Annotated in this window: 10 protein-coding genes; 4 read left to right on the top strand and 6 right to left on the bottom strand. The window is 73.0% G+C overall.

From position 1 onward, the window contains the following. Positions 1 to 252 precede the first annotated feature (252 nt). Positions 253 to 2,541 carry a hypothetical protein gene (locus tag ACWD3C_RS31910; RefSeq protein WP_451149690.1) on the top strand — a complete coding sequence of 763 codons (2,289 nt, stop codon included), beginning with the start codon at positions 253 to 255 and terminating at the stop codon, positions 2,539 to 2,541. Position 2,542: 1 nt separating this feature from the next. Here the strand turns inward: ACWD3C_RS31910 and ACWD3C_RS31905 are convergent, their stop codons facing one another. The 5 genes from ACWD3C_RS31905 to ACWD3C_RS31885 all read right to left on the bottom strand — a co-directional run bounded on the left by ACWD3C_RS31905 (position 2,543) and on the right by ACWD3C_RS31885 (position 8,853). Then, positions 2,543 to 4,057 (bottom strand): alpha/beta hydrolase, encoded by a 1,515-nt coding sequence (locus ACWD3C_RS31905; RefSeq protein WP_451149652.1) that lies wholly within the window; start codon positions 4,055 to 4,057, stop codon positions 2,543 to 2,545. Between the two features lie 97 nt (positions 4,058 to 4,154). Next, entirely contained in the window at positions 4,155 to 6,593 is a 2,439-nt protein-coding gene (locus ACWD3C_RS31900; RefSeq protein ID WP_451149651.1) for a right-handed parallel beta-helix repeat-containing protein, read from the bottom strand. Positions 6,594 to 6,699: 106 nt separating this feature from the next. Next, positions 6,700 to 7,305 (bottom strand): Rv1733c family protein, encoded by a 606-nt coding sequence (locus tag ACWD3C_RS31895; protein ID WP_451149650.1) that lies wholly within the window; start codon positions 7,303 to 7,305, stop codon positions 6,700 to 6,702. Positions 7,306 to 7,527: 222 nt separating this feature from the next. After that, positions 7,528 to 8,352, bottom strand: coding sequence for an MOSC domain-containing protein (locus ACWD3C_RS31890; RefSeq protein WP_451149649.1), 825 nt, complete (start codon positions 8,350 to 8,352; stop codon positions 7,528 to 7,530). 45 nt (positions 8,353 to 8,397) lie between these two features. Continuing rightward, positions 8,398 to 8,853: a DUF6643 family protein gene (locus tag ACWD3C_RS31885; protein ID WP_451149648.1), complete on the bottom strand. Its 456-nt coding sequence runs from the start codon at positions 8,851 to 8,853 to the stop codon at positions 8,398 to 8,400. Positions 8,854 to 9,147: 294 nt separating this feature from the next. Here ACWD3C_RS31885 and ACWD3C_RS31880 point away from each other — a divergent pair, with 294 nt between their 5' ends. Further along, positions 9,148 to 10,443 carry a TerD family protein gene (locus ACWD3C_RS31880; protein ID WP_451149647.1) on the top strand — a complete coding sequence of 432 codons (1,296 nt, stop codon included), beginning with the start codon at positions 9,148 to 9,150 and terminating at the stop codon, positions 10,441 to 10,443. 4 nt (positions 10,444 to 10,447) lie between these two features. Here the strand turns inward: ACWD3C_RS31880 and ACWD3C_RS31875 are convergent, their stop codons facing one another. Next, on the bottom strand, positions 10,448 to 11,617 hold the full coding sequence (locus ACWD3C_RS31875; protein WP_451149646.1) for a glycosyltransferase: 1,170 nt from the start codon (positions 11,615 to 11,617) through the stop codon (positions 10,448 to 10,450). A gap of 57 nt (positions 11,618 to 11,674) precedes the next feature. Between ACWD3C_RS31875 and ACWD3C_RS31870 the strand changes: the two genes are divergently transcribed. Together ACWD3C_RS31870 and ACWD3C_RS31865 are read left to right on the top strand one after the other, a co-directional pair. Then, positions 11,675 to 12,490: a glutamate racemase gene (locus ACWD3C_RS31870; RefSeq protein WP_451149645.1), complete on the top strand. Its 816-nt coding sequence runs from the start codon at positions 11,675 to 11,677 to the stop codon at positions 12,488 to 12,490. A 97-nt stretch (positions 12,491 to 12,587) separates the two neighbouring features. After that, positions 12,588 to 13,148 (top strand): hypothetical protein, encoded by a 561-nt coding sequence (locus ACWD3C_RS31865; RefSeq protein ID WP_451149644.1) that lies wholly within the window; start codon positions 12,588 to 12,590, stop codon positions 13,146 to 13,148. The last annotated feature ends 402 nt before the right edge of the window (positions 13,149 to 13,550 follow it).

Raw genomic sequence — 13,550 nt, 5'->3', positions numbered from 1 at the left:
GCCGCTCGTCACGGTCGCACACGGATCGGGGAGATTCGGTGACCAGAGGTGTAGGCGGCGCGCTGACGGGAGAACATGTGCCTGCACATCACACCTGCCATGGGCGCAGCACGGGGGAAGAGCAGAACAGTGACGCGTGCGACGGAACATGTCCCGACGGGCGAGGGCGTCTGCCCCGCCCCGCAGCCCGAAGCGGCCGGAGCGGCCCTGGAACTCCTGGTTCACGGAGTCGGCGGCACCACGCCGGAAGAGATGCTGGACGATCCACGGACGGTCCGGATCACCGGCGACGACACCGCGGCCGTCTTCCGCCGGATCGACGACGCGGACGCGGAGAAGCGGCCGGAGGACTACCGGGGCAAACCGGTGCCCGAGGCCTACGTCTGGTGCAACCTGACCTCGGGCAACGGCTCGCGCGCCCTGTGGCTGCTGCTGGTGCCGTTCATGGTGGTCAACCTCGCCCACTGGATGCGCCCCAACACCCGCGGTCGGCAGCGGACGGTGCGCTTCTACGGGTTACTGGTGCGGCTGGCGGGACTGACCCTGACCGTGCTGCTGGTCGCCGCGGCCTGTGAGGTCGCCCTCGACCTGACGGCCTGGCAGTGCGCGGGCACACGCGCGTGCGCCGAGGACCACTCCTGGCTGGGCTTCCTGTCGCCCGAGATCTCCGGCGGCGGCTGGTGGAGCCAGCCCGGCCGCCGCCTCGCCCTGGCCTCCCTGGTGCCCACCGCGCTCACCGGACTCCTCTGGTATCTGTCGCACCGCACCTGGAGCGCGTACGAATCCCAGAAGCCGGTCGGCCCGCAGGCCGAGCGCGACGAGGACACCGAACGCACCGCTCTCGGCAGCCCCGGCTTCTGGTACGGCCGCCGCCTGGTGGCCCGGCTGCGGGCCGCGCACACGGCCGCGGGCTTCCTCACGGTCGCGGCGGCGGTCGGCACGTCCGCGGCGCGTGAGGACCGCCGCGCCGGCGGGTCCGTGCCGCTGGAGAGCCTCGGCTGGCTGCTGAACGCCGGGCTCGTGGCGGGTGCGCTCGTGGTGCTGTGGGTGGTGTGCCGCCGGGGCCGCAGCGAGCAGCGCCTGGACAGTGAGCTGGACGGCCACCTCGTGCGCCGGCTGCCGGTCGGTTCGATCGTGCTGCTGGTGCTGTCCATGCTGTACGCGGGGTGGTCGCGTCCCGAGTGGAACTCGGTGAACGGGCTGCCGGGCGACATGACGTTCGGCGGGATCGCCCTGATGCAGGGCCTCCTTGTCATCGTGCTCGGTGTGGTGTCCCGCCTGCTGTACCGCTCCCACCGCGACACACGCACCGCGATGCGCGGTCTGGCCGGACCGGCCGTGGCGATGCTGGCCTGCGCGCTGGGCGGCGCGATGTCCGGCGGTGTGGCCCAGCGTGTCGCCGACTGGCTCAACGGCACCCCGGACGTCCGGATCGCCCCGCCGGTGATGCTGACCTGGCAGGCGTCCGTGATCCCACCGCTGCTGCTCGTCCTGCTGGCCCTGCTGGGCTGGCTGGCCGGCCGCACCTGGGCGCTGCGGCGCCGCGGGATGACGGCGGTCGAGCGCGAGTACGCCCTCAAGGCCGAAGAAGGCCGTGAGGGCGAGGCGAAGGGCGACGAGGAGCACGGCGAGGAGACAGACGGCGCGAAGGACGACGAGGAGCGCGAGCCGAAGGACGAGGACCGTACCCGCCACATCGCGCGCACCCGCGCCATGGCCTCCCTCACCGACCAGGCCCCCCTCGTCATCGGCATCATCTCCACCGTCACCCTGCTCCTCGGCACCGCGGCCCTCGTGGGCACCCTGGCGACGGACAAGACACCGGCCAACGCCGCGCACGGCACGCACGACTTCGTGGAGGGCGCCGCCCAGACCGCGCAGACCCTCGGCTCCTGGCTGATCGGCTTCGGCTTCATACTGTTCGTCACCTGGGGCCGCCGCGCCTACAAGGACGCCTCAGCGCGGCGCACCATAGGCATCCTGTGGGACGTCGGCACGTTCTGGCCGCGCGCCGCGCACCCCTTCGCCCCGCCCTGTTACGCCGAGCGCGCCGTGCCCGACCTGAGCTGGCGCATCAACACCTGGACGGGCGCCACGGGCGGGCGGCTGGTCATCTCCGGGCACTCCCAGGGCAGCGTCCTCGCGGCGGCCGCCGCCTGGCAGCTGAAGCCGTCGGTGCGCAAGCGGATCGCCTTGCTCACGTACGGTTCACCGCTGGAGCGGCTGTACGGGCGCTGGTTCCCGGCCCACTTCGGTCCGGCCGCGCTCGCCTCGCTGCACCGCGAGGTCGACTGCTGGCGCAACCTGCACCGGGCCACCGACCCCATCGGCGGCCCCGTACGCCTGCCGGGCGACTGCGGACCGCAGGTCGACGCCGAGCCCTTCAAGGACCCGCTCGCCTACGGCCGCACCGCCGAGCACCCGCTGCCCGCCCCGATCCTGGGCCACTCCGACTACCAGGCGGACCCGGCCTTCGCCGAGGAGCGGGAGCGGCTGCTGGAGCGAATCGGACCGGAGGTGCCGCGCCCCCGGCAGGCCTAGGTCAGGTCTCGTCCGGGCAGGAGACGTCCTGCCGCGGCCGTTCTCCCGTGGTGAGGAACGTCGTCACCGCGCGGTCGCCGCAGGCGTTGCCGGTGCCCAGGTACGCGCCGTGGCCGCCGTTCTCGACCGTGACGAGCCGGGCCCGGTCGCCGAGGGCCTGACGCATCTTCAGGGTGCCGGAGTACGGGGTGGCGGGGTCACGCCGGTTCTGGATCATGAGGATGTTGGACGGGCCCCGGTCGGTGATCCGGGTGGGCCTGTCGACGGGCGCGTCCTTCCAGAAGGAGCACGGAGTGATGTTCGCGGGCATCCCGGCCGTGAGCGGATACCGGGCGCGGTTCGCGGCCACCGCCCGCTCGTACGCGGCCACCGGCCTCGGCCAGCGCACGTCGTTGCACACCACCGCCATGGTGACCGCCGCGTCCTCGTCGCTCAGCGGTCCGGCCACGTCCGGCGTCAGGACCGGTGTCGCCTCCGGGTCCCCGGCCTGCCGTATCAGCCGGGCGAGTCGAGGGAAGGCGGCGTCGTTGTACAGGGCGTTCTGCATGGCCTGCCGCAGCCGGTTGCCGGTGAGCGGGACGCCCGGCGTGGTCGTCTCCCGCGGGGCACGGTCCAGCTCGGCCGCCAGGGCGAGGAACAAAGGCCGTACGTCCTCGGGACGCCCCGCGAGCCGCAGCCCCTCTTCCTCCCGGGCCGGGTCGGCGGCCCAGGCCGCGAAGTCCGGGAACCGGTCCTCCGCGCCCACCGCCATGTTCGCCAGCCAGCCGCGCGCGACCCGCCGCGGATCGGGGTCGCCGATGCTGTCCAGCACCCAACGGTCCGTGCGCCGCGGGTACTTCTGCGCGTACACGGCGCCCACATAGGACCCGTAGGACACGCCCAGCGCCGACAGGCGTTCCTCGCCCAGTGCCTGCCGGAAGCGGTCGATGTCGCGGACCTCGTTGGCGGTGCTCAGGCTGCGGAGCACCGCGCCGCCGCCTCGGGCACAGGCCTCGGCGGTACGGCGGGAGCGGGCGACGTTCTCGGCGATGGAGCCGTCCGGTGCGGGCCAGGACCGCAGCGTGACCAAGTTCCGGTCCTCCGCGGGGAGTTCGCAGGACGCACGCGAACTGGCGCCCACGCCCCGAGGATCGAAGCTGACGATGTCGTACACGCCGCCGAGCTCCCGGCGCAGCGCCTCCCCCTGCTGGGCCAGTCGCCGCAGGCCGGAGCCGCCCGGACCGCCGGGGATCACCAGCAGCGTGCCGCGTCGCGCCTCGGGGCGCTCGCTGGGCAACCGGGAGACCGCGAGGGTGAGTTGGGGACCGTCGGGGTCGCGGTGGTCGAGCGGTACGGGCAGTTCGGCGCACTCCTGACCGGCGAGACTGCCGGGCTGGGTGCAGGGCCCCCAGGTGAGCGAGGGTGGGGCGGAGCCCGGGGAAGCGGCGGCCCCGGAGCCGGTGACGGCGGTCAGCGCGGTGGCCGCGGCCGCGACGGAGACGGTGAGGGCAACAACGTTTCGCGTGCGTGATGTCATGGCAACCATGCTGGCCGTCACGCCACTTGCGTCCCATCCGGCAGCCCGGCCACCCGTGGTGGGGCTTGCCCCAGGTGGCAGGCCCCCGGGCCCGGGTCTACGACAGCTCCGGCAGGTCCTCCGGGTAGAGCAGCGTCAGGTCGTCCGTGCTCGGCTCGTCGACCTGCGCGACCCGGCCCGCGTGGCGCTCCACCATGGCTTCGAAGGTCTGGCGCGCGGTGCGGCCGTTGCCGAACGTGGGCCCCTTGGGGATCGCCGTGAAGTACTTCAGGAGGGCCTCGCTGGCGCCCGGAGCGAGCCGGTACTCGTGCTCCTCGGCCTGCTGCTCCACGATCCGCAGCAGTTCCTCGGGGCCGTAGTCGCCGAAGGTGATGGTCCGTGAGAAACGGGATGCCACACCGGGGTTGACGGAAAGGAACCGTTCCATCTCGGCCGTGTAGCCCGCGACGATCACCACCACCGCCTCCCGGTGGTCCTCCATCAGCTTCACGAGTGTGTCGATGGCCTCGCGGCCGAAGTCACGGCCCGAGTCCTCCGGGGACAGCGCGTACGCCTCGTCGATGAACAGCACTCCGCCGCGCGCCCGGTCGAACGCCTCCTGGGTGCGGATCGCCGTGGAGCCGATGTGCTCGCCGACCAGGTCGACCCGGGACACCTCGACCAGGTGGCCCTTCTCCAGGACCCCGAGCGAGGCCAGGATCTCGCCGTACAGGCGTGCGACGGTCGTCTTGCCGGTGCCGGGGGAGCCCGTGAAGACCAGATGACGGCGGGCGGATGCCGCCTTGAGGCCCGCCTGCTGGCGGCGGCGGCCCACCTCGATCATGTCGGTGAGGGCGCGCACCTCGCGCTTGACGCTCTCCAGGCCCACCAGCGCGTCGAGTTCACCGAGTACGGCCTTCGAGGTCCGGGCGGGCTGCTCGGGCTCCGGGGCGGGAGTGCTGAGGGGTTCCTGCTCGGTGGTGCGCTGGCCCGGGATCGCGCCGAGCAGGCCGGCGGACTGGCTCGCGGTCTGTACGGCGGTCTCCTGCGCCGCCGGGGGCCGCACTCCGGCGCTCTCGTCGCTGGTGCACTCCTCGACCACGGGCCCCCCGCCCGCGGCGCCGGGGCCGCCGTCGGCGAACTCGTAGCCACCGCGCGCGCAGCGCTCCGTACGGCACTTGCGCAGCGTCGCACGGCAGCCGTCGATCACATGGAAGCCGTAGCCGCCGCTGCCCGTGACCCGGCAGTCGAGGAAGCTGCCCCGGCCCTCCGCCGATACGTAGAAGCCGGCCTCGGCGGGCGAGGTGACCGTGCAGCGCTCGATGACGGGATCGGCGCCCTTGGTGACGATCACGCCGGTCTGCGTGCCGTCCACGGTGCAGCCGTTGAGCGTGCCGCCGCTGCCGTGGTCGCGGAACCAGGCGCCTGTCCCGGCCTCCCGGATGCGGCAGTCGTCGAGCTGGGCGGTCGCGCCGTCACTGACCGACACGGCCGTGTTCCGCACCTGGGAGAGGTCGCTGTCGACGACGTCCGCGCGCGAGCCTCGGTCGAGGACGAACAGCGCGTCCGGCACGTCGTGCACCCGGCAGGAGTCCAGCACCGCCGTCGCGCCGTCGCTGACCCAGACCGCGGGATAGTCGCCCGTGCTGTCGAAGATCTCGCACTGGTTGGCGTCCACGCGTGTGCCCGGGTCCCAGACGGACAGACCGTTGCGCCCGAACTGCCGTACCGTCGTGCGGGTCAGCGTGAGGACCGAGCGCGAGCGCAGGTCGACCGCGTTCTCGGGGATGTCGTGGATGCGGCAGTCGGCGAGGGTGAGCACGGCGTCCGTGTCCAGCGTGACGCCGTCCGCGCTCGTACGGTGCACATCGCAGTCGGTGAGGTGCGCGGTGGCCCGCCCGGTGATCTGCACCCCGGAGCCGCGGACCTCGTACACCTCGCAGCCGACGGCCTCCAGCGAGGAGTTCTCCCCGGTCGCGGACAGGCCGACGCCGGAGGTGTGGTGCACCCGGCACCGGTCCAGGCGCGGGTGGGCGCCTCCGCGGACGGCGACCCCGGCCTGCCCGGCGGCGACGATCTCGCACTCCTCGAACACCCCACCGCCGCCGTCGACCACGGCGATGCCGATCCCGGCCGGGTTGTCGACCGTGCAGCGGCGCACGGTCGGGCGGGCGCCGTCGCGCACCTCGATGCCGACCGCGGAGCGTGTCACGATCCGCAGGTCCAGCAGCTCCGGCACACCGTCCTCGACGAGCAGCGCGGGCGCGGCCGAGTCCTGGCCCTCCACGTGCAGGTCCTGGACCACGGCGGAGGCGCGCACGGTCAGCGGCACTCCGTCCATCGGGGCGATGCGCACGGACCCGGCGGAGCCCTCGGGGCCGCGCAGCGTCACCGCCCGCTCGACGACGAGGTTCTCCCTGTAGGTCCCGGGGGCGATGGTGAGCACATCGCCTTCGCCCGCGGCCTCCAGGGCCGCGGCGAGCGATGCGTACTCACCTGTGCGGCGCCGCCACCGCGACGTACCGGTGTGCGTCACCTGGACCGTGCCCTGTGCCATGCGCTGCTGTGCCCCCACCTCGTAGAACGCGGGTTGATGCCGAACAGTTCGGCTGGTCCACCGTAGCGTGCGCGGGCAGGGGGAGTTGACCGGAGCCGGAAGGCGGTCAACTGCCTGCGCCGGTCCTGCCCCAGTCCGGGCCCGCCTTCTCCCATGCCTGGTCCAGGCGGGCGTACCGGCGGCGGACCATGCGCCGGACGATCAGCCGCCTGCCGCCCTCGACGAGTCCCGCGGCGACGGCCGTCGCGCCGAAGCCGGCCAGCACGGCGTGCGTCGCCGCCGTGGCGGAGTCCAGCGGGCGGCCGACCACGTTGCCCTGTCGGTCGGTCCACAGCGTGAACCGGTCGCCGGGGCTCGGGTCGCCGAGGTTCGCCAGGGCCGTGTCGCGGTGCGTGGTGCCGTCCGGTGCGGTCCAGTCGGCGAGCACCCGGGTGTGCCGGTCGCGTCCCGTGGCGGCCTCGGGGTCCGGGCTCAGGGGGGACTGGTCGAGTTTCCTGACGACGGTGGCCGTCACCAGGTGCCGGGCCTGGTGCTGTTGTCGTACGGACTGCTGCAGGGCGTCCTGGACGGCGGTTCCGACGACGGCGCCGATCAGTGGCGCGGCGACGAGGATCAGCACCAGGGCCGCCAGCGCCAGCCAGGCCTCCAGGAGATCGGTCGTCCGGCGCAGGGGGTTGCCCCGCCAGCGCCAGAGGCCGCCGATTGCTCGCACCGTCCCGCACCCCCTTCCGCGTCCGTGGTAACCCCGGGCGGAGCCGTTCACGCGCGAACCCGGCGAAGAGAGAGCGAAGTCACCCTCCCCGGAGGCCTCTCATGAACTTCTCACACAGGCTCAACGAGCCTGCCCGGGACCTGTGTTCCCCGTACACGGATCTGATTCGGGCCGCCCCGGGACGGCGGCCGAGGGTGACCGGGCGGTCCTGAGCGGGCGGTCCTATTCGAGGATCTCCACCGGGTCGCCGACGCGTATCGTGCCGACGGATTCCGGCACCAGGTTCTGGCCGAAGACCAGCTTGTCGCCGAAGCGGCGATGGCGGCCCAGGGTGCGCAGCGGCTCCCGGCCGCGCTCGGCGGTGCCCTGGTCGGTGGTGGTCACGACGCACCGTCCGCACATCTTGGCGACGCGGAAGGCGACCTCGCCGATGGCGATCCGGCGCCAGCCGTCCTCGGCCCAGGCGTCCGTGCCCGCCACCACCACGTTCGGCCGGAAGCGGTTCATCGGCAGCGGGCCCTCGTCGGGGTGGTCGCCCCGTGCGATCAGGGAGTTGAGGGCGTCGAGCGACGCCGCCGTCGTGAGCAGCAGCGGGTAGCCGTCGGCGAAGCTGACGGTCTCCCCCTCGCGCGCGTATTCCGGGTCGACGGGACGGCGCGTGGCCGGATCGTCGAGGTGCACCAGACGCACCTCGGTGCCCAGATAGCCGCTGCACCAGGCGTGCGCCTCGGCGTCGGCGAGGACCCCCTCCACCTTGTCCCGCCAGATCTCGACGACCGTCGTGCCGGTCGGCTCGGGCACGCCGACAGCGAGCGGCTCCCGGCCCGGCGCGGACAGCACGATGCCGCCGCCGGCCAGTGGCTCGGCGGCGGCCAACGCCATGCGCGGATGCGGACGTTGCGTGATGACCTTGCCCGTGTCGTCGATCAGCACCCAGCGCCGGTCGCCCGCCGGCCCCCAGGGCTCCACCACGGCCTCGTCGGGGGCGAAGCCCCGGGCCGCCTTCAGCGGGTGAACGTGAATCGAGTGCAGCGACGCGTTGACCATGAGGTCATCCTGCCAGCAGGCACCGACAACCTCATGGGAGACGACTCAGTACCCGCGGTACTGCTGCCCGTTGTTGTACGGGTCCTGGTACGGCGCCGGGGCGGCCGGGGCCGGACGCGGAGCCGCCGGGCGCATCGCCTCGTAGCCGGTGCCGCCCGCCATCGGACGCGGCGGCTGCGGCTGGGCGCCCGGGTAACCGCGCGGGCCGCCCGCGGACTGCTGCGGGATGTACGCGGTCGGGGCCTGCTGCAGCGGCGAGGGCTGCTGGGCCTGCGGGTAGCCGTAGGAGGGAGCCTGCGGGGACGGGCCCGCGGGCAGGGCGGGCAGCGCCGACGGGAGTGCGGGCAGGTTGCCGCCCGGGGTGTCGTACGCGGCCGGGACCCGGATCGGGGCGATCTGCGGGGTGCCCCGCTCAGCCACGAGGGAGTCGTAGATGGGGGTGTCCGGGAAGGACGAGGCGGAGTAGTAACCGCCGCCATAGGTGGAGCGGGGGGAGGTCATGGCACATAAGTTAAGCCCACGATGTGCTGGTTGGGGAGACCGATAAGAGGGTTGTTTTCCGTGTCGGCCGTGACGCTGGATCCCCAATGCGAGCGAACTCGGTGAAAAAGGGCAGCAGATCGCGTTCGCATCATGTAGAGGGGGAGTTCCCGGCGGGTTACCGGCGGTTGGACAGGGATCTTTCGGTACGGCTCCTGGGGGTTCACGGCCTCGGGGGAATAGGTTTGGCGACGACGGATCGAAACGGACCGCCCGGGACGCTGGCCTGGCGGTGACCTTGTGATGGGGGCGGACATGTCAATGTCGAAAGGGTCGAATGTCGCGGTGCCGACGGGCGCACTGCGCGTCGAATTGGGCTGGCGCTCCGGAGCGGGAGTGCCCGACGCGGACGCCTCGGCGCTCCTGCTGGCCGCCGGAAAGGTGCGCTCCGACGCCGACTTCGTGTTCTACAACCAGCCCGCGCACTCCTCCGGCGCGGTCCGCCACGAGGGCAAGCGGAGCGCGGGCGGCCAGGTGACCGACGCGCTGGTCGTCGACCTCGCGCGCGTGGAGCCCGGGATCGAGACCGTGGTGCTCGCCGCCTCGGCGGACGGCGGCCCCTTCGGGCAGGTGCCGGGGCTGTACATCCGTGTGGTCGACGCGGGGTCGGGCAACGAGGTCGCGCGCTACGACAGCGCCGACGCGAGTGTGGAGACGGCCTTCGTCCTGGGCGAGTTCTACCGCCGTCAGGGCGCCTGGAAGTTCCGCGCCGTCGGCCAGGGGTACAGCAGCGGGCTCGAAGGGCTGGCCACGGACTTCGGGATCACGGTGGACGAGCCGCAGCAGGCGGCGCCGCCCGCGCCCGTGGCTCCGCCGGTCACGGCCCCGCCCCCGGTGACCCCGCCCTCCACCCCGACCCCGCCCGCACCCCCGGCCCCGCCCACGGCACCCCCGCCTCCGACCCCGGCCCCGGTCCGCCTGACCAAGGTCACGCTCACCAAGGAGGCCCCCTCGGTCTCACTGACCAAGCAGGGCGGCACGTCCGGTGCCCTGCGCGTGAACCTCAACTGGGAGGTGCGCAAGCAGTTCTCGGGGTGGGGCAGCAAGCTCGGCCGGGCCGTGGCGATGCACGCGGACCTCGACCTCGACCTGTGCGCCCTGTACGAGCTGTCCGACGGCAGGAAGGGAGTCGTCCAGGCGCTCGGCAACGCCTTCGGGGCGCTGCACCAGCCGCCGTACATCCACCTCGACGGCGACGACCGCACCGGCGCCGTCGCGAGCGGTGAGAACCTCACCGTCAACCTCGACCACAAGCAGGCCTTCCGGCGCATCCTGATCTTCGTGACCATCTACCAGGGCGCCCGCTCGTTCGCCGACCTGCACGCGAGGGTCACCCTCCAGCCGCAGCACGGCGCGGCCATCGACTTCTCCCTCGACGAGTGCACCGTCCCCTCCACCGTCTGCGCGCTCGCCCTGATCACCAGCCAGGGCGGCGACCTGCTCGTCCAGCGCGAGGCCCGCTACCTGGTCCCCGAGCGAGGCGTGAGCCCGCAGCGCACGGTCGACTACGCCTACGGGTGGGGCATGAACTGGACTCCGGGCCGGAAGTGACCGCTCAGCGCTGCTCGGGGGCGGGGCGCGCGTAGGTGCGGCCCTTCCAGGCCGCACCCCGTCCCCGGTAGTGCCGCACCGCCGAATCGACCGTCATGAGGAGATAGAGGAACGCGGTGAACGGCAGCAGCGGAGCGAGCCACAGCGGCTGGCGGTAGTAGCGCAGCATCGGCACGTACGTCGACGTCATCACCAGCCAGGCGAGCCCGCCGGCGAGCGCGGCCGTCGTGCTGCCCGCCGCGAGACCCATGACGAGCGCCGCGGGCGGCACGAGATAGACCAGCGCCAGCCCGAGGACCGTACCGACGAGCAGCAGCGGGTTGTGCCGCAGTTGGGCGTAGGCGCTGCGCGCGACCATGTGCCACAGGTCGTGCAGCCGGGGATAGGGCCGCACGCTGTCCACGCGCTCCGCGAGCCCCAGCCAGATGTGGCCGCCGCCGCCCTTGACCGCCCGCGCGAGCGCCACGTCGTCGATGACGGCCTGCCGGATGGCGTCCGGAATCCCGGCCCGCTCGGCGGCGTCCGTGCGCAGCAGCACACAGCCGCCCGCCGCGGCCGCCGTGCGCGAGCCGTTCACCCCGATCCGGCGGAACGGGTAGAGCTGAGTGAAGAAGTAGACGAAGGCGGGCACCACCAGCCGCTCCCACGCGCTCTCCACCCGCAGCCGGGCCATCTGCGACACGAGGTCGAAACCGCCGGTCCGTGCCGCCGCCACCAACTCCCGCAGACTGTCCGGCCGATGAGCGATGTCCGCGTCCGTCAGCAGCAGATACTCGGGCCCACGCGCGCGTGCCCGCTCGATTCCGTGCCGTACGGCCCAGAGCTTGCCCGTCCAGCCTGCCGGCGGCTCCCCGGGCGCGGAGACGGTGAGCGGCAGCCCGCCGTGCCGCCGCGCCAGCTCGTGGGCCGCTTCCCCGGTGCCGTCCGTACTGCCGTCGTCGACGAGGAAGACCTCCGCGCGGCCCGGGTAGTCCTGCGCCAGCAGAGAGGGCAGGCTTCGCGGCAGTACGGCGGCCTCGTCGCGCGCCGGGACGACGACACAGACGTACGGCCAGGAGTCCGGTTCCCGGCGTGCGGGAAGACGTACGTCCGTACGCCAGAAGAAGCCCTGGCCGAGCAGCAGCCACAGCCAGGCGGCCAGTGATCCGACGGCGGTCCACACAACGGCGCTCACCCGCGCAGTGTGCCCCACAGCGGCGGCCCGCCGGGGCGGATCGTCTATGGTGACCGGGTGAAGATCGCGCTCATGGATTCGGGAATCGGACTGCTGCCCGCCGCCTCCGCGGTACGCCGTCTGCGGCCGGACGCGGATCTGGTGCTCTCCCTGGATCCCGACGGCATGCCCTGGGGACCGCGCACTCCTCAGGACCTCACCCGGCGCGCCCTGGCCGTCGCGGAGGCGGCCGCCGAGCGGCGGCCCGACGCCCTGATCGTCGGCTGCAACACCGCGTCCGTGCACGCCCTGCCCGCCCTGCGGGCCCTCCTCGAACCCGGACTGCCGGTCATCGGCACGGTCCCGGCGATCAAGCCGGCCGCCGCGGGCGGCGGGCCCGTCGCGATCTGGGCGACGCCGGCCACCACCGGAAGCCCCTACCAGCAGGGTCTGATCCGGGAGTTCGCCGACGGTGTGGCGGTCACCGAGGTGCCGTGCTGGGGGCTCGCCGAGGCCGTGGAGCAGGCGGACCAGGCGGCGATCGACGCCGCGGTCACCGCGGCCGCCGTGCTGACCCCCGACGATGTAAGGACCGTCGTCCTGGGCTGCACCCATTACGAGCTGGTCGCCGAGCGTATCCGCGCGGCCGTGCAGCAGCCGGGCCTGCCGCCCCTCGTCCTGCACGGCTCCGCCGGAGCCGTCGCCGCCCAGGCGCTGCGCCGGGTCGGTCAGCTCCCGGCCGTCGAGGCCTGCGCCGACGGCACGCTCACGGTGCTCCTCAGCGGACGCGAGGCCGCGCTGCCCGTGCCCGCGCTGGCGTACGACGAAGGCAGGCTCCTGCAGGCGATTGGCTCCGCGTCCGCCGAACCCCAGGCCGCCAGGGGTGTGCGCTGACCGCCGGTCGCGCACTGCGCCCAGGACAGGCGCCCCCTGAGCGGTAACGCTCCGCAACCCGGTGCCCGTGCTGCGGAACCTGAGTAGGCTCGTAGCCATGAGGGACCATCCCCACGGCGACGAGGGCACCCCCGAAGCCCCTGAGCAGCCTGAGGTCTGGACCGGGCGCGCGACCAACCGCGTGCAGTGGCTGCCGGCCCTCGGCGGTGCCGCCTGCATGGCGCTCGGCATCGAACTGGCGGTCGACTCTGCGTGGACGTCGGGCACCGCCCCGCTCGTCATGTCGGTCGTCGGCTGCATCGCGGCCGGAGTGCTGGTGCTCTTCGGCACGCTCGCGTTCGTGCACCTCACCGTGAAGGTCGACAAGGACTCCCTCGAAGTGCGCTGTGGCCACATCGGTGTGCCGCGCCGCCGTATCCCCCTCTCCGAGGTGGCAGGCGCCGACTTCGCCCCCAGGGTCACTCCGCGCCACTGGGGCGGCTGGGGCTACCGCTGGCGGCCCGAGAAGGGCACCGCCTTCGTCGTCCGGCGCGGCGAGGGCGTGGTGCTGCGCCTGTGGGACGGCCGTACGTTCACGATCACGGTGGACGACGCGGAGGCGGCCGTACGGATCATCCGCGACCGCCTGAACCCGACGGCGTCCGGCGCCGCGCGCTGAAACCGACGGCTCTCCGAGCCTCCGACACGTCTTACGGCTCCTGACAGTCGCCACGCGCACGTGCGTCAGCCGAATCCCGCGGTACGCCGTCCATGAGCGGCCGGGCCGTCGCGATGCCCGCCAGTGTCCGTCGACAGTGAACCCAGTCCGCAGCCGCTCCTTGCCACCCAATCCAGTCGGCGCAGGTCAAAGGGTTCGGAAGGGGCGGGCGACGACACGCGACCGCATTGACAGCAAGGTTAGTCCGCGCAGGTCAGCGCCTTTCGTCGGACTGACTTCGCTGTCAACGGACAGCCAGCACGCCCGCACCGTTCCTATCGTGATTGGCCAGTGTTGGCCGAATCGACGTAAACCGGATCGATGATCCGGTGACCCTCCGAACGGTCTTGAGGGCCGGGGAAC

This window comes from Streptomyces sp. NPDC002845 (assembly GCF_053591955.1).
This window is presented reverse-complemented; position numbering and strand designations above follow the sequence as displayed.

Coding starts and splice junctions, on each gene's coding strand:
- ACWD3C_RS31905 (WP_451149652.1), bottom strand. CDS start 4,057: ATGACATCACGCACGCGAAACGTTGTTGCCCTCACCGTCTCCGTCGCG.
- ACWD3C_RS31900 (WP_451149651.1), bottom strand. CDS start 6,593: ATGGCACAGGGCACGGTCCAGGTGACGCACACCGGTACGTCGCGGTGG.
- ACWD3C_RS31865 (WP_451149644.1), top strand. CDS start 12,588: ATGAGGGACCATCCCCACGGCGACGAGGGCACCCCCGAAGCCCCTGAG.
- ACWD3C_RS31890 (WP_451149649.1), bottom strand. CDS start 8,352: ATGGTCAACGCGTCGCTGCACTCGATTCACGTTCACCCGCTGAAGGCG.
- ACWD3C_RS31910 (WP_451149690.1), top strand. CDS start 253: ATGCTGGACGATCCACGGACGGTCCGGATCACCGGCGACGACACCGCG.
- ACWD3C_RS31885 (WP_451149648.1), bottom strand. CDS start 8,853: ATGACCTCCCCCCGCTCCACCTATGGCGGCGGTTACTACTCCGCCTCG.
- ACWD3C_RS31880 (WP_451149647.1), top strand. CDS start 9,148: ATGTCAATGTCGAAAGGGTCGAATGTCGCGGTGCCGACGGGCGCACTG.